The sequence below is a fragment of the Aeromicrobium sp. S22 genome, from assembly GCF_009661045.1.
Lineage (GTDB): Bacteria > Actinomycetota > Actinomycetes > Propionibacteriales > Nocardioidaceae > Aeromicrobium > Aeromicrobium yanjiei.
The window spans coordinates 64,191-82,528 of record NZ_WJWV01000002.1 but is presented as its reverse complement, the minus strand read 5'-3'; the positions used below and the strand labels follow the sequence as shown (position 1 = coordinate 82,528).

The 18,338-nt window shown below is 66.6% G+C and carries 17 protein-coding genes; 3 read left to right on the top strand and 14 right to left on the bottom strand.

Going from position 1 to position 18,338, the window contains the following annotated elements:
* Positions 1-3: 3 nt before the first annotated feature.
* The 10 genes from GEV27_RS09050 to GEV27_RS09005 form a co-directional block, all read right to left on the bottom strand.
* On the bottom strand, positions 4-567 hold the full coding sequence (locus tag GEV27_RS09050) for a PaaI family thioesterase (protein WP_228765140.1): 564 nt from the start codon (positions 565-567) through the stop codon (positions 4-6).
* Complete coding sequence (locus tag GEV27_RS09045; RefSeq protein ID WP_243838684.1) at positions 564-1,349, bottom strand: enoyl-CoA hydratase/isomerase family protein; 786 nt, start codon at positions 1,347-1,349, stop codon at positions 564-566. Before GEV27_RS09045 ends, GEV27_RS09050 begins: the two co-directional genes overlap by 4 nt.
* Positions 1,350-1,366: 17 nt before the next feature.
* Positions 1,367-2,143 carry an SDR family NAD(P)-dependent oxidoreductase gene (locus GEV27_RS09040; RefSeq protein ID WP_228765139.1) on the bottom strand — a complete coding sequence of 259 codons (777 nt, stop codon included), beginning with the start codon at positions 2,141-2,143 and terminating at the stop codon, positions 1,367-1,369.
* Between the two features lie 58 nt (positions 2,144-2,201).
* Positions 2,202-3,416, bottom strand: a complete 1,215-nt coding sequence (locus GEV27_RS09035; protein WP_255489168.1) for a CaiB/BaiF CoA-transferase family protein — start codon at positions 3,414-3,416, stop codon at positions 2,202-2,204.
* Positions 3,417-3,501: 85 nt separating this feature from the next.
* Positions 3,502-5,061, bottom strand: a complete 1,560-nt coding sequence (locus tag GEV27_RS09030; protein ID WP_194944173.1) for an ABC transporter substrate-binding protein — start codon at positions 5,059-5,061, stop codon at positions 3,502-3,504.
* Between the two features lie 67 nt (positions 5,062-5,128).
* The gene (locus GEV27_RS09025; RefSeq protein WP_153652843.1) at positions 5,129-6,097 is read right to left on the bottom strand and encodes an ABC transporter permease; all 969 of its coding nucleotides are present in this window, start codon (positions 6,095-6,097) and stop codon (positions 5,129-5,131) included.
* A gap of 32 nt (positions 6,098-6,129) precedes the next feature.
* Positions 6,130-7,077 carry an ABC transporter permease gene (locus GEV27_RS09020; RefSeq protein WP_208430816.1) on the bottom strand — a complete coding sequence of 316 codons (948 nt, stop codon included), beginning with the start codon at positions 7,075-7,077 and terminating at the stop codon, positions 6,130-6,132.
* Positions 7,074-7,907 carry an ABC transporter ATP-binding protein gene (locus GEV27_RS09015; RefSeq protein ID WP_153911200.1) on the bottom strand — a complete coding sequence of 278 codons (834 nt, stop codon included), beginning with the start codon at positions 7,905-7,907 and terminating at the stop codon, positions 7,074-7,076. The genes GEV27_RS09020 and GEV27_RS09015 overlap by 4 nt, the downstream gene beginning before the upstream one ends.
* The gene (locus GEV27_RS09010) at positions 7,907-8,932 is read right to left on the bottom strand and encodes an ABC transporter ATP-binding protein (RefSeq protein WP_153652845.1); all 1,026 of its coding nucleotides are present in this window, start codon (positions 8,930-8,932) and stop codon (positions 7,907-7,909) included. Before GEV27_RS09010 ends, GEV27_RS09015 begins: the two co-directional genes overlap by 1 nt.
* A gap of 126 nt (positions 8,933-9,058) precedes the next feature.
* Positions 9,059-10,246: an acyl-CoA dehydrogenase family protein gene (locus tag GEV27_RS09005; RefSeq protein WP_153934083.1), complete on the bottom strand. Its 1,188-nt coding sequence runs from the start codon at positions 10,244-10,246 to the stop codon at positions 9,059-9,061.
* Here GEV27_RS09005 and GEV27_RS09000 point away from each other — a divergent pair.
* Complete coding sequence (locus GEV27_RS09000) at positions 10,233-11,486, top strand: acyl-CoA dehydrogenase family protein (protein WP_375335588.1); 1,254 nt, start codon at positions 10,233-10,235, stop codon at positions 11,484-11,486. The two genes, GEV27_RS09005 and GEV27_RS09000, sit on opposite strands and share 14 nt — an antisense overlap.
* 95 nt (positions 11,487-11,581) lie before the next feature.
* On the opposite strand, the gene GEV27_RS08995 is transcribed toward GEV27_RS09000, so the two are convergent.
* The 3 genes from GEV27_RS08995 to GEV27_RS08985 all read right to left on the bottom strand — a co-directional run bounded on the left by GEV27_RS08995 (position 11,582) and on the right by GEV27_RS08985 (position 14,795).
* Entirely contained in the window at positions 11,582-12,772 is a 1,191-nt protein-coding gene (locus GEV27_RS08995; protein ID WP_153934082.1) for an acyl-CoA dehydrogenase family protein, read from the bottom strand.
* A gap of 9 nt (positions 12,773-12,781) precedes the next feature.
* Positions 12,782-13,894, bottom strand: coding sequence for an acyl-CoA dehydrogenase family protein (locus GEV27_RS08990; protein WP_153652849.1), 1,113 nt, complete (start codon positions 13,892-13,894; stop codon positions 12,782-12,784).
* Positions 13,895-14,021: 127 nt separating this feature from the next.
* Positions 14,022-14,795 (bottom strand): enoyl-CoA hydratase/isomerase family protein, encoded by a 774-nt coding sequence (locus tag GEV27_RS08985; RefSeq protein WP_153652850.1) that lies wholly within the window; start codon positions 14,793-14,795, stop codon positions 14,022-14,024.
* A 171-nt stretch (positions 14,796-14,966) separates the two neighbouring features.
* On the opposite strand from GEV27_RS08985, the gene GEV27_RS08980 reads away from it, so the two are divergent.
* Together GEV27_RS08980 and GEV27_RS08975 are read left to right on the top strand one after the other, a co-directional pair.
* On the top strand, positions 14,967-15,884 hold the full coding sequence (locus tag GEV27_RS08980) for a DUF2889 domain-containing protein (protein WP_194944172.1): 918 nt from the start codon (positions 14,967-14,969) through the stop codon (positions 15,882-15,884).
* A 95-nt stretch (positions 15,885-15,979) separates the two neighbouring features.
* Positions 15,980-16,756 carry an SDR family NAD(P)-dependent oxidoreductase gene (locus GEV27_RS08975; protein WP_153652852.1) on the top strand — a complete coding sequence of 259 codons (777 nt, stop codon included), beginning with the start codon at positions 15,980-15,982 and terminating at the stop codon, positions 16,754-16,756.
* 91 nt (positions 16,757-16,847) lie between these two features.
* Here GEV27_RS08975 and GEV27_RS08970 read toward each other — a convergent pair whose 3' ends face one another.
* Positions 16,848-18,338, bottom strand: a complete 1,491-nt coding sequence (locus GEV27_RS08970; protein WP_309222132.1) for a long-chain fatty acid--CoA ligase — start codon at positions 18,336-18,338, stop codon at positions 16,848-16,850.

The following is an 18,338-nucleotide window of genomic DNA, read 5'->3' as shown; positions in this document are numbered from 1 at the left end:
CGATCACGGCTGGCCGGGACGGAGCTCGACGAACAGGCCCTCCGCATCGGCCACGAGCAGATCGCCGTCGCGGAGCTCGCCCGAGATCACCCTCTTGCGGCCATCCTCCCTGACGTGCCTGGCCGTCAGCGTGAGCCGGTTGCCGATCCGAGCGATCGACCGGAAGTTCACCGTGAGGTAGGCCGTGCGGGATGCTCTGCGACCCCCTGCGTTAGCGAGGCGACCGAGCGCCGCGTCGAAGAGCAACGGGATCGTCCCGCCGTGGGCAGCCCCGTTTCCTCCGACGAAGTACGGACGGAACGTGACATGGCCGGTCACGCTCTGAGCGTCCTGCTCGTCTATGAAGAGCTGCGGGGTGAGGCTCTGGCCCCGGCCCTGGACCGACAGACGCGCGAAGAGCCGCTCCCGTTCGCTGACCTGGCGGTCGGCAAGTCCTGCACTCAGCCGATCGAGCGTGGCCGCGACCTCGGCCGACTCCTCGGCCGTCGGACGGGCCCCCGCGACCCGATCGAGGAATGATCGCAGCGAGTCGATCATGGACGCATAGCCGGCTTCCTCAGCCGTCATCGCAAGGTCCACTTCGGTTTGGCGAACCCCTCCCGAGACACCTGCGCCGTGCCGATGGGATTGCCGACGAGCGGATAGTTCCAGCCGGACTGCTGGGCGTCCTCCCGACCCATGTCGAGCGTCTCCCAGACGGCCTTGACCGTGCCCTGCACTGCGATGGGGGGCTTCGCCGCGATGATGCGGGCCAGCTCGTCGGCGCGCGACCACAGATCGGCGTACGGCACGAGCTCGGACACCAGCCCGATCTCTCGGGCACGCGCGGCCGACATGCGCTCGTCGAGCCCGATCAGCGCCCATCGAAGCGCCTCACCCAGCGGGATGCGTCGGGCGAGGCCGATCGGCTCGAGGGCCGAGACCATGCCGTAGCTGACATGCGGATCGAAGAACGTCGCGTCGTCGGCGCTGATGATGATGTCGCACTCGTTGAGCCAGTAGAACGCGCCGCCGGCCACCATGCCGTGGACCGCCGCGACGACGGGCTTCCAGACTCGGTTGTGCTTGGGCGCCAGGCCCGTGCCCGGATCCTCCTGGCTCCAGAGGTTCTCCGCCTTGTCGATCCCGTCCGACACGTCGACGCCGGTGCAGAATGCGCGGTCCCCCGCGGCGCGCAGCACGATGACGTGGACGTCGTCATCCAACCGGACCCGCGCCCACAGTGAGCGGAACTCGTCGACCATCAGCTGGTTGAAGGAGTTCAGCTTCTCGGGGCGGTTGAGCGTCACGGTCGCGACGTGATCAGCCAATGAATAGGTGATGGTCTGGTAGTCGGGCTGCTCGGTCACGTGTTCTCCTCGGTTCATCAGTGTGCGGTCCAGCCGCCGTCGACGGTCATGGTCTGACCGGTCATGAATGTGGATGCGTCGCTGGCCAGGTACATCAGCGCGCCGTCGAGCTCGTGGGCCTGACCGAACCGTCGCATCGGCGTGCCCTTCTCCACGTAGGCGATCGACTTCGGGTTGGCGACCATCTCCGCGGTGGCCTCCGAGACGAAGAAGCCAGGCGCAATCGCATTGACCCGCACGCCTCCCTTGGCCCACTGGCACGCGAGCTCGCGCGTGAGCTGGACGACGCCGCCCTTGGACGCGGTGTAGCCGCCGTTGGGGATGGGCCACGACGAGCCGAGCCCATAGATCGACGCGATGTTGACGATCGATCCCTTTCCGGTCTCCAGCATGGGCCGCGCGACCAGTCGGGCCAGGTTGAAGACGGCGACGAGGTTGACCTCCAACGTGTACCGGAACGAGTCCAGGTCCTCGTCGAGCGCCCGCTCGGAGGTCCCCATGCCGGCGTTGTTCACCAAGATGTCGATGCGGCCGAAGCGATCCATCGTGTCGTCCACGAGCCGCTTCAGCGCGACATCGTCGGTGACGTCGGCCGCGTGGGGCACGATCCGCTCATGCTCGGCGGCGAGGGCTTCGAGCCGATCGACCCGCCGTGCGACGGCCACGACATGAGCACCTGCGTCGTGGAGAACCCGCGCGAATCGCTCGCCGAGCCCACTGGAGGCACCGGTCACGATCGCAACCTGCCCCGTCAGGTCGAACATCGACCGGGGATCGTACGGCGTTGCTGACATGTGTGTCCTCAGGCTGGTGGGATTGGTGGGACTGGTGGGATTGGTGGGCCGGGCTCGTTCAGCCCACGACTCCCCTGACGCGAAGATCTGCGATGGACTGGTCGTCGAGACCGAGGTCACCTGCGAGTATCGAGGTCCCGTGCTCGCCGAGGCCCGGCGCCCGGCCCGGCTGATTCGCGCGTCCGTCGAACTGGACCGGCGCCGTGACGAGCCTGAACGACTCGCCGTTCGCGCTGATCGTCTCCATCAGGTAGTCGTTGGCGATCACCATGGGGTCGTCGGCGATGGTCACGGTGTCCTGTACCGGCGACCACTGCCCCTTCAGACCCTGCAGACGCTTCGTCCACGTCTCGAGGGTCTCGGAGGCCACGACGTCGTCGATCAGGTCGGCTGCGACCCAGCCGTTGCTGAACAGGAGCTCCCTCGTGGCGAATCGGGGATCGTCCACCCATGCGGGTCTGTCGATCGCGGCGCAGAACGCCGGCCAGTACTCGAACGCCTGCAGCATGCAGAACGAGATGAACCTGCCGTCGGCCGTGCGGTGGTTGCCGATGAGTGGATTGCGAGGGGCGTCGCGATCGTCCGGTCTCGGCACATGGGGGATGCCCGTGCGCTGTGCCGTCGCGATTCCTGCGCTCATCATCCACATGCCCGCCGCGAGCAGCGAGACGTCGACGAGCGGCGCCTCGCCGGTGCGCTCGCGGTGCAGCAGAGCAGCGGAGATGCCACCCGCGATGTACATCGCGCCGACCGAGTCACCGAAGGCCGGCGCGGACTGACGCGGGAGATAGTCGATCTCGGGCGCCTTCACCGATGCCGCCACGCCGGCCCGGCTCCAGTAGGCCAAGGCGTCGTATCCGCCCAGATCGACGTCGACGCCCTTCGAGCCGTATCCCGTGCCCTGCGCATAGATGATCGTGGGCTGATGGGCCCGGATGTGCTCGACATCGATCTCGAGCTTGGCCCTCACCGCGGGGAGCTTGTTGGTCAAGAACACGTCGCACGTCGCGGCCAACCGGTACAGCAGCTCCCGCCCATCTGCCGACGTCAGGTCCAGGCCGATGCTTCGCTTGCCGCGATTGGCATGCTCCAGCAGGACGTTGATGTCGCCGCCGCCTGTCTCGACGCCCGCTGTGGCACCGAGGCTGCGCGTCGCGTCACCCCGTCCGATGTGCTCGACCTTGATGACCTCCGCGCCCCAGTCGGCCAGGATCGCCGACGCGAGCGGCACGAAGGTGTGCTCGGCGACCTCCAAGATCCGAATCCCAGACATCACCTGTGTCATGGCGTCCCTTTCCTGCTGTGAACGTAGTGCGGGCGTGCTCAGATGTGAGGCACGCCCGCACCGCGTCAGTCGATCAGTCCGCGATTCCGACGTAACGCAGATCGGGGATGCCCTGGAAGTAGGACTGTCCCATCGTGTCAGCGCCGACGACCTTGTCGCTGTATGCGACCTGGGTCGGCAGGGCACAGATGAAGACATCGAGCGCCTGCTCGTTGATCGCAGCCGATGCGCTCTCGAGTGCCTTGAGGGCTGTTGCCTCCTCCACGCTCGGATCGAATCCCTTGTTGATCGACTCGAGGATCTCCGCGGGCAGCGTGCCGGGGAACGTCGCGGGGTTGTCGAAGTTCTTCTGCAACGTGATGGCTGACGACGGCCCGGCGACGCGGGTCTGGAGATATGAGTCGAAATCAGACTTGCTGTAGTTGCCCGATGCCTGGGCGAGATCCTGCTCGACGATCTCGGCGTCGACGCCGATCTCCTTGAACTGGGCCTGCAGCACGGGCGCCATCTTGTCCTGCGGCGAGAGGCCCGCGCCGACCAGCAGCTGCATCTTGAAGCCGTCGGACACACCGGCCTCCGCCAACAGCGTCTTGGCCTTGGCCGGATCGTAGTCGTACGCGACCGGGGGATCCTCGAGGAACCCGTCGAAGCCCTGCGTCAGCGGCTGGTTGTTGGGACGGCACTGACCGTTCAGCAACGAGTCGTTGATGGCGTCACGGTCGATGGCCCAGTTGAGGGCCTGGCGCACCTTGACCTGGTCGAGATTCTCATGGTCGACATTGACCTGCAGCGCATATGTCGCAGCCGCGGGATAGGAATGGAAGCCGAAGTTCTCGCCGAGCTTCTTGGCCTGGTTCGCCTGGCCGACCTTGGAGATCATCATGTCGATCTGCCCCGAGCGCAAGGCGTTCAGACGGGCATTGTCGTCGGCGATGCCGCGGATCACGATGGTCTTGGCCTGCTGCGCCTTCGGGTCCCAGTAGCCCTCGCGACGCGTGTAGGTCGCGGACTCCCCGAGCTTGATCTCCTTCAGCACGTACGGTCCCGAACCCACGGGCTTGACGTCGAGATCGGGGTTGTCGAGCGCCTTGGGGCTGATGATGCTGCCGTAGGAGCCCGCCAGCGTGTAGGGAAGATCGGCGGCCGGCCGCTTCGTGCTGATCTTGACCTCGGTCGGGCTGACGACCTCGACCGACTCGATCATGTTGAGCTTGGTCGGCGCGGTGGTCTTCGGATGGGTCAGGGCCCGGTCGAGGCTCTTCTTGACCGCTTCGGCGTCGAGCTCGGCACCGTCGGAGAAGGTGACGCCTTCGCGCAGGGTGAACGTCGCCGACTTCCCGTCGGGAGCGAACTCCCACTTCGTCGCCAGCATGGGCTCGAGCTTGGGGCCGTCGGTGATCTGCGTCAGACGGTCGTACAAGGGGGCGACGAACGCATACTGGCCTGTGTCGGTCACGGTGGTGTGCGGATCGAGCGGCATCGCCGGCACGGTGAACCCGAACCTCAGCGTGCCGTTCTTGTCGACGTCACCGCCCCCATCGCCCTTGCCACCGCTGTCGGTGCTTCCGCCGCACGCGGCCACGACGAGGGCGGATGCCATGGCCAGGGCGATCGCCCGGCTGGTCTTTCCCATCATTTGAATCTCCATCATTTCTGAGTGCGCCAGGTGGCGCGAGGTGTTGTCGGCGAAGTCCTGAGGGCTACACGCCTGCGGCAGCGCGGGGGGCTCCGGGCTTGGCTTTGGCGGCCTTGCGGATGCGGATGACGCCGCGTCCTTCGAGTGCATCGCGCAGGCCGTCGCCGAACGTCGAGAACGACAAGATCGTGAGCACGATCATGAGCGCGGGAGCGACCATGAACCACGGCGAGTCGTAGATGTTGTCGAACGCATCGCGGAGCATGGTTCCCCAGCTCGATTGCGGCGACTGGACGCCGAGTCCGAGGAAGCTGAGGCTCGCCTCTGCGATCACGATGATGCCGGCTGCGAAGGTCACCTGGACGAGCAGTGGCGAGCTCGCATTGGGGAGCACATGTCGCCACATGATCCGCCACGGCGAGCAGCCCATGGCCCGGGCGGCCTCGATGTACGTCTCGGTCGAGACGGACTGCGCGGCGCCGCGTGCGAGGCGGAACTGCGGCGGAGCCAGCACGATGCCGATCGCGATCATTGCGTTGGTGAGGCCAGGTCCGAGGATGCCGACGATCGCGATGGCGAGGATCAGCGGGGGCAGGCTCAGGAGCGCATCAGACACGCGACTCAGCAGTGCATCGACCCAGCCGCCGACATAGCCCGCGAGCAGGCCCAGCGGAATACCGAGCAAAGAGGCAAGGGCCAGCGCCTGCAGGATCGCGATCAGCGTGACTCGCGCCGAGAACAGCAGCCGCGTGTACACGTCGCGGCCGTACATGTCGGTGCCGAGCCAGTGCTCGGAGCTGGGGCCCTGCAGCTGCTTTGACAACGTCTGGGCGGCCGGGTCCTGCGTCGTGAGCAGCGGGGCGAGCGCAGCGACGATGATCAGCAGCAGCAGGAAGATGCCGGACACCATCGCGGCCCGGTTGCCGCGCAGCTGCCGAAGCGGCCTGCTCCTCTTGAGGGAGGACAGCAGGCTGCGCCTCGGGACGACACGCGACGCGGCGGTGCCGTGGGACTGAACCGGATTCTCACTCATGATTTCCTCGATCTCGGGTCCCTGACACGAGGTCAGGACCGAACCTTCGGGTTGAAGTAGCCGTAGGACAGGTCGACGATCACATTCGCGATCAGCACGACGATCGCGCTGATCAGTACGACGCCCAGGATCACGGGCATGTCGCGTTCATTGACCGAGCTCACCGCGAGGCTGCCGAATCCGGGGATCGCGAACACGAACTCGACCGTGACCGCGCCGGCCAACACGCGACTGACCTGCACGCCGAAGATCGTGACGATCGGGACGCCCGCATTCTTGAGGGCGTGCTTGCCGATGATCTTGGTGCGGGTCAGTCCCTTTGCCCGCAGGGTGCGGATGAAGTCGGTCTGCAAGATGTCGACCAGGGCACCGCGGGTCTGACGGGCCAGCTCAGCCGTCGAGATGGCCGCGATCGCAAGTGCAGGCAGGATCAGGTGCCGCAGCCACTCGAAGACCCCGCCGTCTGCGATCGGCATGTATCCGGTTGCCGGGAACCAGGCGAGGGAGATCCCGAACAGCAGGACCAGGACCAGGCCCACCACGAACGGGGGCAGGGCCATGCTCAACGAGGCAAAACCGCTGACGGCCCGGTCGACCCACGAGTTGGCGCGAACCGCCGCGATGACCCCGAGCGGGATGCCGACGAGCAGCACGATGACGAGCGAGACCAGTGCCAGAGAACCGGTCACCGGCATCCGGTCGAGCAAGATGTTCACGACCGACTCCGAGCTGTACAGGGAGGTGCCGAGATCGCCTTGCAGGGCCGCCCCCAGCCACTCCAGGTACCTGACGATCAGTGGATCGTCGAGACCCAGGCGGGAGCGGGTCTCTGCGATCTGCTCGGCTGTCGCGCCTTCACCGGCGAGGGTCTGCGCCGCATCTCCGGGGGTGAGATCGATCAGCACGAAGACGAAGAAGCTGATGAAGAGCAAGAGCGGGATGGCCGACAACAGACGCCGGCCGGCGAGGGTCAGCATCATGCCTCCTTGGCGTGTGAGACTGCCGACCGGCGCTGACGGCTCGGACGGGGCGACGGGATGGCTGAGATCAGCTTTTGCGTGTAGGGGTGCTGCGGATCCGAGAACAGCTGCTCGGTCGGACCGGCCTCGACGACCTCGCCCATGTACATCACGACGACGTGGTGCGCGAGGAAGCGGACCAACGACAGATCGTGCGAGATGAACAGGTATCCGAGACCGCGCTCCTGCTGAAGATCGACCAGGAGGTTGAGCACCTGCGCCTGGATCGAGACGTCCAGTGCCGCGACCGGCTCATCGCACACGATGAAGTCCGGCTCGGTCGTGAGTGCCCGCGCGATCGCGATCCGCTGCAGCTGACCGCCCGAGAACTCACGGGGATACCGGTCGAGCTGATCTGCGCGCATCCCCACCCGCTCGAGCAGCTCGAGCACGCGGGTGTCGCGCTCCTCACCTCGAAGCCCTTGATGGACGGTGAACGGCTCGCCGACGGCATCGCGGATGACCATCCGCGGGTCGAGCGAGCTGAAGGGATCTTGGAAGATCATCTGCGCGCGCTGGCGCAATGAGCGGAGATCCTTGTGGCCCAGCTCGAGGAGGTCCTGGCCGTCGAAGACCACCCGACCGCTGTCGGGCTCGATGAGCCGCAGCACGAGTCGACCGACGGTGGACTTGCCGGCACCCGTCTCTCCGACGATGCCGACGGTCTCGCCTCGCTGCAGGCTGAACGACACATTCTTGACCGCGTGCAGGGTCCTCGTGGGCCTGCCGAGCACGTTCCGCTTGGTCACATACGACTTGTTGAGGTCCGAGACCTCCAGCAGTGTGCTCATCAGACGATTCCCTTCAGCTCGAGCTCGCCGGCGCGAACGCAGCGAACCGCATGGCCGGGCTGCACCATCGCCAGATCCACCGGGCCCTCATCGCATCGGCCAGGAACGGCATGTGCACACCTGGCGAAGAATCGACACGAGACCGGCCACTCCCTCGGCGCCGGCACCGCGCCCGGGATCGAGCGGAGCCGGCCACCGCGCGGCACCGATTCGGGGATCGCCGCGAGCAAGCCCTCGGTATACGGATGCTGCGGCGTCTCGAAGAGCTCGTACAGGCCGGTGGACTCGACCACCTGACCCGCGTACATGACGTTGACGTCATCGCACATCTCGGCGACGACGCCGAGATCGTGGGTGATGAACAGGATCGAGACGTCGAAGTCGGCCTGCAGCTGATTCATCAGCGCGAGCATCTCCTTTTGCACCGTGACGTCGAGGGCCGTGGTCGGCTCGTCGGCGATCAGGAGCTTGGGCTTGCAGGCCAGCGCGATGGCCAGCATGACCCGCTGACACATGCCACCGCTGAACTGGTGCGGATAGGCCTTGGCCCGGCTCTTGGCATCGGGGATGCCAACCTTCTCGAGCATCTCGACGGCCTGCGCGAAGGCATCCTTCCTCGACACGCCTTCGTGCCGGCGAATGACCTCGGCGATCTGATCGCCGACCGTGAAGGCGGGATCGAGGCTGCGGCGGGGCTCCTGGAAGACCATGGCCATCTCGGAGCCGCGCAGATGTGACAGCTCCCCCTCGGAGAGCCCCACGAGCTCGCGGCCAAGAAGCTTCACCGAGCCGGTCAGCCGGGTGTTCTTGCCTGCAATCAGCCCCATGATGGCCAGCGACGTCACGGTCTTGCCCGATCCCGACTCTCCCACCAGACCGAGCGTCATACCTGCGCCGAGTGAGAGATTCACGTTGTCAACGACGCGAACCCACCCCTCCTCGGTGTGGAACTCGACTGAGAGGTCCTTGACGCTGAGAACGTTGCCCGTCGTCTGCACGGGTGTCTCTGCTGCAATGGCCGTCATATGTGCGCCACTCCTACGTGTCGTCTGCTTCTGTGATGCCCGTCACGGTTCCGTAGAAGAATAGCACCATACAGGGGAAAGATATACCTCTTTGTACTCTATTTTGGTGGGCGCGGGGACGCGTGCTCAGCGAGGCTCGCGCGGCAGACCGTACGACCGCTCTGCCACCACTGTGCGCAGCACCTCATTGGCGCCACCGGCGATCGTGAGGGCGCGCGCGTACATGAACGCGTCCTGCCACCACCCGTTGGCCACTGCGCTCTCGTCGCCCTCGACCGCCAGGCCGTCGACGCCCTGCAGCGACACCCCGAGCTCGGCGGCGGCGTGGTTGACCTCGCTGTAGAAGATCTTCACGAGCGGCGCGTCGGCGGCATCCTCGGTGCCGTGGACCATCCGCGACTGGACGACCTTGCTCATCAGATCCGTCACGTGGATGTCGGTGGCGACCTTGCCGATGCGCTGTCGCACGCCGCTGTCACGCAGCGCCGGCCGCCCGACGAAGGTCGCGTCCTGGGCGAAGTCGAGCAGATCGTCGAGCATCGCGAAGAGCTCGGCGCCGCGTGCTGCGACCCCACTGCGCTCATGTCCGAGGCTCGAGTTCGCGACTCGCCACCCGTCGTTGACCTCGCCGATCACGCGATCGGCAGGGATGCGGACCGAGTCGAGGAACACCTCGTTGAAGTCCGACGTCCCGGTGATCTCACGCAGCGGGCGAATGTCGACACCCGGCGTCCGCATGTCGATCGCGAACGCCGTGATGCCGCGATGCTTGCTCACCGTCGGGTCCGTGCGGGCGAGCAGGTAGCCGATGTCCGCATGTTGGCCGTTGGTCGTCCAGACCTTCTGCCCGTCGACGACGTACTCATCACCGTCGAGCCGCGCGCGCGTCTGCAGTCCGGCCAGATCACTGCCGGCGCCGGGCTCACTGAAGAGCTGGCACCACAGATCCTGACCTGAGCGGATCCTGGGCAGAAGATGCTGCTTCTGCGCATCCGTACCGAACTCGATGAGGGCATTGGCGCCGAGCGATCCTGCGCCGATCTGCTCCCACGCCCGCGCACGCGCAAGCTCCTCCGCCACGATGAACGCATGCTCCGGTACCGGGTCGGCCTGCCCACCGAACTCCTCGGGCCACGACATGCCCAGGTAGCCGGCCTCGAACAGGGCCGCGATCCAGGCCCGGATGGCGGGCACCTGCTCGGCCTGGGGTGCGCGAACTCCAGCATGAGGTCGACTCCCCGGCGCACTCTGGGCGACGAAGGTGCGAACCTCGTGCCGAAAAGCTTCCAGCTCGGGAGAGATGTCGAGCCGCATGATGAGCCTCCAAGGGTTGAACGAACGAGCCTGTCGACTAAATAGTTATATCAGCGATATCATAACCCCATGCGTGACGATGAGACTCGGACGCCGACGGAAGGGTGACGACCAGATGGACTTCGAATTCAATGAGGAGCAGGCGACGCTGCGGGAGATTTCCCGGAGCGCACTGCTCACACACTCCTCCCCGGCCCACGTCCGGAGTTTGGCCGAAAGCGGCCACGATGTCGATGACAAGCTCTGGCGCCTAGGGACCGACCTGGGCTGGACCGGCCTGGCCATCGGCGAGGACTTCGGCGGATCCGGCCAGAGCCTGGTCGAGCTGTGCATCGTCGCAGAGGAGCTCGGCCGAGCATTGGCGGCGGGCCCGTTCATCACCTCGTCGCTGGTCGGGCTCGCCGTCGAGCGGTTCGGCTCGGACACGATCAAGGACGAGCTGCTCCCCCGCCTGGCGGACGGTTCATTCCGTGCGACCTGGGCGCTGGCCGAGCCCCGCGGCGCCTGGACTCCTGCCTCGGTCACGACCAACGCGATCGCCACTGACGGCGACTACATCCTGCACGGGCGCAAGACGGCAGTCCAGGACGCCGGTTCGAGCAACGGGATCTTGGTCAGCGCAGTCCTCGGCGGCGCGCCCGCCCTGTTCATGGTGGATCCGGCCTCGACGGGCGTGACCTTGCGCAAGCAGAAGACGCTGGATGAGTCGCGCTCGTTCTACGAGATCGACTTCGACAACGTCCGGGTCGGCGGCGGCCGACGCCTCGAGGTCGACGCTTCGGCCGTGCAGTGGCTGTGCGATGCCGCGGCCGTCCTCACCAGTGCCGACTCCCTGGGGGCCGGACAGCGACTGATGGAGATGACCGTCGACTACGTCAAGGTCCGCGAGCAGTTCGACCGGGCGATCGGCAGCTTCCAGGCGGTCAAGCACAAGATCTCCGACATGGCCATCGGCGTCAAGGGCACCTTCGCCGCGACGTACTACGCCGCGATGTCCCTCGACCTCGGATCGCCCGACGCGTCCCGCGACGCAACCGTGGCGAAGTCATTCTCGTCCGATGCGATGAGCCGGCTCGCGGGCCAGGCCCTGCAGAGCCACGGCGGCATCGGTTTCACCTGGGAGCACGATCTGCACCTGTACCTGCGCCGCGTCAAGACTGACGAGACCCTGTACGGCGACACCCCTGCACACCAAGAACGGCTCGCGGCGCTGCTGATCGACGACCGTCCCGCCACCTGACGCACGCAAGGCGCGGCCGCCACGGTTCACGCCATGAGCGGGCAAACGCGTCCGGGCGCGGCCAATTGGCCGCGCCCGGACGCGTGAAGACGCCGCTACCGAGGCGGCATGCCGGGATCGTGCGGCAGCTTCAGGACCTGCTCGGCCACGGTGTTGCGCTGGATCTCGGAGGTTCCGGCGCCGATCGTCGACGCCCTCGTCCGCAGGAAGCCGGTCAGCCAGCGCGCGCGCTGCACCGCGTGTGGCGAATCCTTGGTCAACAACCCAGCGGGGCCCAGCAGGCCGATCGCGAACTCGTGCAGATCCTGCTCGAAGGCCGTGATCAGCATGCGCGAAACCGATGACGCAGCCCCCGGCTCACCCTTCGTCAGGATGTCCGAGATGATCCGGGCGGCGTTGTAGCGCATGATCCGGACGCGGATCTCGAAGTCCGCGAGCTGGTCGCGGATGAGCGGCTCGGACGCGCGCCCACGTTCACGGGCCAGCGCGGTGAGCTCGTCGAGAACCCGGCGGTAGACCGCCGCCTGGTTCATCGCGCCCGCGGCACGCTCATGCCCCAGGCTCGTGCGCACCAGCGGCCAGCCCTCGTTCTCCTCGCCTATGCGGTGAGAGACCGGGACGTGCACATCGTCGAAGAAGACCTCGGCGAAGCCCGCACCCCCCGTGATGTCGCGCAGCGGACGCACTTCGACACCCGGTGCGTGGGCATCGATCAGCAGGTACGTGATGCCCTTCTGACGAGACTCCTGCGTACCCGTGCGGACCAGCGTGAACAGGACATCGGCATTCGTGGCCTGGGTGGTCCAGACCTTCTGGCCGTTGACCACGTATTCGTCGCCCTCGCGCCGTGCCGTCGTTCGTAGACTCGGCAGATCGGATCCGGCGCCCGGCTCGGAGTAGCCCTGGCACCAGATCTTGTCACCGCGCAGCATGGGCGCGAGGAACTCTTCCTTCTGAGCCTGGGTGCCGTACCTGATGATGGTCGGGGCAGCGATTCCGAGCCCCGTGCCCATCGGCCCCGGAACCCGTGCGCGCGCGAGCTCTTCTTGGTAGATGACCTGATGCGCGAAGCTCAGCTCCATCCCCCCGAACTCCTTGGGCCAGCTGGGACCTGAGAACCCCGCGTCGAACATCGTGGCATTCCACGCCTTCTGATGTGCGAGTCGCTCCTTCGGATCACGCGGCGGCTTCCCGGGATGATGATCGGTGAAGAAGGTGCGGAGTCGTGCGCGGAAGTCGTCGTCGCTCTCGATCTCGCTCGGAATGTTTGCCTGCTGCACAGTCATGTCGTCCCCTCAGATCCCGACGAGATCGGCAAGACGCTCGCGATGTCTGGCAGGCGAGCCGAACAGCAGCTCCGACGACTTCGCGCGCTTGAGGTACAGATGCGCGTCGTGCTCCCACGTGAAGCCGATGCCTCCGTGGATCTGGATGTTCTCCTTCGCCGCGTGCGTGAACGCCGTCGAGCAGTACGCCTTGGCGAGGGCAGCTGCGATCGACGACTCGTGGTCACCCGCCGCGACCACAGAGCTGGCGTAGTACGACGCGGACTTGCCCGACTCGACTTCCAGGAGCATGTCTGCGCACTTGTGCTTGATGGCCTGGAAGGAGCCGATGGGACGCCCGAACTGCTCGCGGATCTTGGCGTAGTCGACTGCCATCTCGAGGCACTTCGCTGCACCGCCGATCTGCTCGGCAGCGAATGCGGCCAGGATCAGATCCGTTGCCTTCACGAGCATCTCGGTGGCGTCCCCGCTGCCGATGCGGACGGCCGACACCCCGTCGAGCTCGACCCGGCCCAGATCTCGCGTGAGGTCGACGGAGTCGAGCTTGCTACGCGTGACACCGGCCGCAGCTCCGTCGACCGCGAAGAGACCCAGCTCGTCCCCCGCGCGCGCAACCACCAGCAGGAGGTCTGCTGTGGCGCCGTCGAGGACGTACATCTTGGTGCCCGTGAGCGACCACTCGTCGCCGGCCTGCGCGGCGGTCGTCTCGACGCTGTCGAGCTCCCACGAGCCCGACTCCTCGGCGATGGCCAGCGTCGCGGTGAGCGAACCGTCGGCGATGCCCGGCAGCCAGCGCTGCTTGGCGGCTTCGTCATCGCTCAGGGCCAACGTCTGCCCGGCGATCGCAACGGTCGAGAAGTACGGCGCCACCAGCAGCGTGCGGCCCATCTCCTCCAGCACGATTCCGAGCTCGACGGGACCGAATCCGGATCCGCCGTAGGCCTCCGGGATCGACAATCCCTGGAGTCCCAGCTGATCGGCCATCTGCGACCAGATCTTGTCGTCGCGATTGTCGTCTGAGTCCATCAAGCGACGCACGTGCTCGCTGGAGGACTTCTCTTCGCAGAAACGGCGCACCAGTTGGCGCAGCTCCTCTTGCTCGGCGGTGAAGCTGAAGCTCATGGCGGGCCTCTCTTGTCATCTCGACGTATGCGTCGAGAGTTTGCCCACTTCTCGGGCATTCTGTTGGTCGCCACCTTACCGCAAAGGCTCTACCTATTACAATCAGTAACCTGATTGCGGGCGGGCCTCAGCGCCCCAGCCAGACCGGCTTGCGCTTCTCCAAAAAGGATCGGACGCCCTCCTGGGAGTCCTCGCTGCCCACGAGCGCCTCCTTCGCGTCCTCCGTCGCCTCCCACCCGGCCCGCGTCCCGGCGTCGAGCGTCACCTGTATGGCTCGTAGACAGGCCTGGACCGATGTCGGCGAGTTCTCACAGATTCGCTCGGCGAGCAGCACCGCCTGCTCGAGCGCCTCGCCGGGCGGGGTGAGCTGATTGACGAATCCGGCCTGCCACGCCCGCTCGGCTCCGATCGGGCGGCCGGTCAGAATCAGCTCGCGAGCGAGGTTGACCGGAAAGATCTGCGGAGCACGGAACAGCGCCCCGCATGTCGGGACCACGCCGATCGCGACCTCAGGTAGACCGAAGACGGCAGCGGAGGAAGCCACCACCAGATCGCAGCTCAACAGGATCTCGAGACCGCCCCCGAGAGCCGGACCCTCGACCGCCGCGATCAGCGGCTTGCTGCGCGCCCGGCGGATGATGCCGTACTCACCGCCGCGTTCGGTGACATAGTCCCCGCCTGCGGTCAGGTCGCTCCCGGCGCAGAAGGCCTGGGGCACCCCTTCGAGGACGCCCGCCCAGAGCTCGTCGTCGCCCTCCAGCAGGTTGAGCTCACGGTCAAGAGCGTCGGCCATGTGCCGATCGATCGCATTGCGCTTGTCGGCGCGGGCCATCGTGATGATCAGCACGTGCCCCTGTCGCCGGGAGCTGACCCGTCCGTTGAGCGCATCTTCTTCAAGCATGTCGGTCTCCGTGATGATCAAATTGGTTAACCTATCGTGTCATATGATCGTCGCCGACATTCCGAGGGAAGACCCATGAGTTCCCGCGCCCTCCACCCCGATCGCGGGCCGCACCGGCCCGTAGAGGCAACTCCCGCCCGCGCACCACGCTCGGCCCGACGAACTGCGACGATGGACTCGATCCGCACCGACGGTCTCACCGGACCGCTGCGCCTCATTGGACACTCGCGTGACGTCGTCACGCTTGCCGACGGACAGCTCGAAGTCGTCGGCGACTCGCACCTGGAGGCCCGGGTCGAGTACCTCGACAGCCGTCGGATCTCTGAGCTCAGGTCGCAGCCGGCCGACCGTCGACTCGACGGGCTGGTCGGCGCCAGCGCGGCAAGCGGCTTCCGCGGCAAGATCCTGCATGCCCTGCCCGACCAGGTTGCCCAGGCCACCAGGCTGCACCTCCTGCTCGACGACATCCCGGTGGCAACCCTCGTCTCCGGCCACGCGGTCGTCTCGGGCGGTGTCAGGTCCGTGAACCCCGCGTCGGACTACGCGCCACCAGCCGATCTGTGCTCAGGCTGGCGCAGCGGGGGCACGATCATGCTCCAGATCGAGAAGTCTGGTGCAGCCCCGATCGTGACCGGCCCCGCGACCCCCGATCTGATCGATGCCGGCGATCCGGCGGCATGGCATGAGCTGCCTCCACTTCCCCCGCATGGCATGCGCAGGGCCCGCCGCCTGGACGTGAGCGTCCAGGGCGCCGACGTCGTGCTCGACAGCCATTTCCGCGACAGCCATGTCGACGCGCTCGGGTTCGAGCAGACCGTGCACGAGTACAACGTCACGATGCGGCTCGATCGCGCGTCACTGGTGATCCACGAGGTCGAGGCGACGACCCGCGTACTCCCCTGGGTCGAGTGCCCCCACGCGACGCGGAGCTCCGAGCGCCTGCTGGGGCTGGACGTGCGCGAGCTGCGGCCTTGGGTCCGTGCCGAGATGACCGGCATCGACACCTGCACGCATCTCAACGATCAGTACCGTTCGATGGCCGACGCCGTCGCCTTGCTGGACGTCCTCGCCGCTCATAATCTTGATTAATTGTATTAACTAAATATATGCTTGTCGGAGTTTTGACGTGGCCCGGCCACCGGTCGACGGCCCCTAGCCCCCGGAACATCAGAGGAGACGTGCAGATGAACATCACAGGTGCAGTAGCGCTGGTCGCCGGCGGCGGCGGCGGATTCGGTGCGGCCACGGCCCGCCGCCTCCACGCGGCAGGCGCGAGCGTCGTGATCTGCGACCTCGACGCGGTCAAGGGCAAGGCTGTGGTCGAGGACCTCGGCGAGCGTGCGGTCTTCGTCGAGACTGACGTGACCGATGAGGCGAGCGTCCAGGCGGCCATCGACGCCGCTGAGAAGCTCGGCAGCCTGCGCATCACCGTGATCGCCCATGGTGGACCCGGCGGCGGACGCACGCTGAACCGCGAGAACGAGCCGATCGCACAAGATGACTTCATGCGCGTCGTCAACATCTTCCTCGGCGCCTCCTACAACCTCATCCGCATGACCGCAGCGAGCATGGCCAAGACCGAGCCGCTCGAGACCGGCGAGCGCGGCGTCATCATCAACACCGCCTCGATCGCGGCGTTCGACGGCACGATCGGTCAGGCCGCCTACAGCGCGGCCAAGGGCGGCATCGTCGGGATGACGCTGCCCATCGCGCGCGATCTCTCCCCCATCGGCGTCCGGGTGATGACCATCGCCCCCGGCACGTTCCTCACCCCCGCGTTCGGCGACGCCGACCCGGTCAAGCTCGACGCCTACTGGGGCGCGGCGGTGCCGTTCCCCAAGCGCATGGGACGCCCCGAGGAGTACGCCCAGCTCGCCCTGCAGATCTGCGAGAACCCGTATCTCAACGGAGAGACGATCCGCCTCGACGGCGCGCTTCGCTTCACGCCCAAGGGCGCCTGACCAGCCCCCGACCAGAAGTGCGGAGTCTTGCACGGTTCGAACGCTTAGAACCGTGCAGGACTCCGCACTTTTGGTCTGGGGGGAACCGGGATCAGACCGTGGCCTGATCTTCGAGCAGCTTGGTCAGCACCGTGCGTCGGACCAGCTTGCCGGTCACAGTGCGCGGCAGCTCATCCCAGTACACGATCCGGTCGGGAGTCTTGCTGCCACGCAGCGCCGATCGGACGAATGCGCGCAGATCTTCGGCTGACACGTCGACGCCGGGCCTGATCACGGCAGCCGCCTCGATCCGCTGGCCCCACTCCTCGTCGGGCACGCCGACGACTGCGACATCCAGGACGGCCTCGTGGCGCAGCAGCACCTCCTCGATCTCCGCCGGGGCGATGTTCTCCGCGCCACGGATGATCGTGTCGTCGAGTCGGCCGGCGATGAACAGGTAGCCCTCCTCATCGACGTACCCGTTGTCGCGGGTGTCGAAGAAGCCGCGCTCGTCGACGGCCTTGCCGATTCCGGCGTACTCGGCCGAGACCTGATCGCCGCGCACGCAGATGCGGCCCGTGATGCCAGGACCCACCGGCTGATCGTCGTGGCCTCTGATCTCCAGCTCGATGCTCGGAACGATCTTGCCGACCGAGGACAACCGTGCGCGGACTGCAGGATCGTCGCTCGCGAGCGCGACGCGGTGATCCTCCGGACCGAGCACCGCGACCGTCGAGCTGGTCTCGGTCAGTCCGTACGCATTGACGAAGCCGATCTCCGGCCACATCGCGAGGGCCTTCTCGATGACCGCCGACGGCATCGGCGCTCCCCCGTACGCGAGGGTCTGCAGCCGAGGAAGCTCCTTGGGAGCATCGGACTCGACGATGCGCGCCAGCATCGTGGGGACGACCAGGGCGTTCGTGACTCCCTCTTCCCGGGCGGTGTCAAGCCACTGGTGCGGAGCGAACTGCTCGAGCACGATCGACCGGCGACCGGCGAAGAGATTCGTGATGACATTGGCCACTGCGGCGATGTGGTACGGCGGGACGCTCATCAACGCCGCATCGTCCGGGTCGGCCGAGGCGAACTCGACGGAGCCCAGGACGTACGAGACCAAGTTGTCGTGATGCAGGAGCACCCCCTTGGGCGCGGAAGTCGTCCCGCTCGTGTAGATGATGACCGCCGGCGAATCCGACTCCACCTCGATCGGCGCAGCCACACCGCGACTGACCTCGAGCCACTGCTCGGGGGTGACCGCCGAGATGCCGGCGCGCTCGAGGAGCGGAAGCTGCGCTTCGTCCGCGATGCCGTACGCGCGAGGGTGGTTGGCCAGCAGCGAGCTGAGCTGCTCGTCACCGAGGCGATAGTTGACCGGCACGATCGGGACACCGGCGAACGCCGCGGCGAACATCGCCACTGGGAAGGCCGGGCCGTTGACAGCCAGGTACACGACCGAGTCGGCTTCGGCATCGCGGATGGCAGCAGCCCCCGACTCGGCCATGGCCTTGAGCTCCGCAGCGCTCAGGCCACCGTCGAGTCGCCCAATGACCGTGCGGTCGCCGAATCCATCGGCCGCCATCTCGAGCAGCATCGTCAGCTTCAC

What these genes read in the sequence shown, in the direction of transcription:
- GEV27_RS09020 (WP_208430816.1), bottom strand. Translation starts at nt 7,077, where the DNA reads ATGATGCTGACCCTCGCCGGCCGGCGTCTGTTGTCGGCCATCCCGCTC.
- GEV27_RS09030 (WP_194944173.1), bottom strand. Translation starts at nt 5,061, where the DNA reads ATGGGAAAGACCAGCCGGGCGATCGCCCTGGCCATGGCATCCGCCCTC.
- GEV27_RS09025 (WP_153652843.1), bottom strand. Translation starts at nt 6,097, where the DNA reads ATGAGTGAGAATCCGGTTCAGTCCCACGGCACCGCCGCGTCGCGTGTC.
- GEV27_RS09035 (WP_255489168.1), bottom strand. Translation starts at nt 3,416, where the DNA reads ATGTCTGGGATTCGGATCTTGGAGGTCGCCGAGCACACCTTCGTGCCG.
- GEV27_RS09010 (WP_153652845.1), bottom strand. Translation starts at nt 8,932, where the DNA reads ATGACGGCCATTGCAGCAGAGACACCCGTGCAGACGACGGGCAACGTT.
- GEV27_RS08995 (WP_153934082.1), bottom strand. Translation starts at nt 12,772, where the DNA reads ATGACTGTGCAGCAGGCAAACATTCCGAGCGAGATCGAGAGCGACGAC.
- GEV27_RS09005 (WP_153934083.1), bottom strand. Translation starts at nt 10,246, where the DNA reads ATGCGGCTCGACATCTCTCCCGAGCTGGAAGCTTTTCGGCACGAGGTT.
- GEV27_RS09050 (WP_228765140.1), bottom strand. Translation starts at nt 567, where the DNA reads ATGACGGCTGAGGAAGCCGGCTATGCGTCCATGATCGACTCGCTGCGA.
- GEV27_RS08975 (WP_153652852.1), top strand. Translation starts at nt 15,980, where the DNA reads ATGAACATCACAGGTGCAGTAGCGCTGGTCGCCGGCGGCGGCGGCGGA.
- GEV27_RS08990 (WP_153652849.1), bottom strand. Translation starts at nt 13,894, where the DNA reads ATGAGCTTCAGCTTCACCGCCGAGCAAGAGGAGCTGCGCCAACTGGTG.
- GEV27_RS08985 (WP_153652850.1), bottom strand. Translation starts at nt 14,795, where the DNA reads ATGCTTGAAGAAGATGCGCTCAACGGACGGGTCAGCTCCCGGCGACAG.
- GEV27_RS09015 (WP_153911200.1), bottom strand. Translation starts at nt 7,907, where the DNA reads ATGAGCACACTGCTGGAGGTCTCGGACCTCAACAAGTCGTATGTGACC.
- GEV27_RS08980 (WP_194944172.1), top strand. Translation starts at nt 14,967, where the DNA reads ATGGACTCGATCCGCACCGACGGTCTCACCGGACCGCTGCGCCTCATT.
- GEV27_RS09040 (WP_228765139.1), bottom strand. Translation starts at nt 2,143, where the DNA reads ATGTCAGCAACGCCGTACGATCCCCGGTCGATGTTCGACCTGACGGGG.
- GEV27_RS09000 (WP_375335588.1), top strand. Translation starts at nt 10,233, where the DNA reads ATGTCGAGCCGCATGATGAGCCTCCAAGGGTTGAACGAACGAGCCTGT.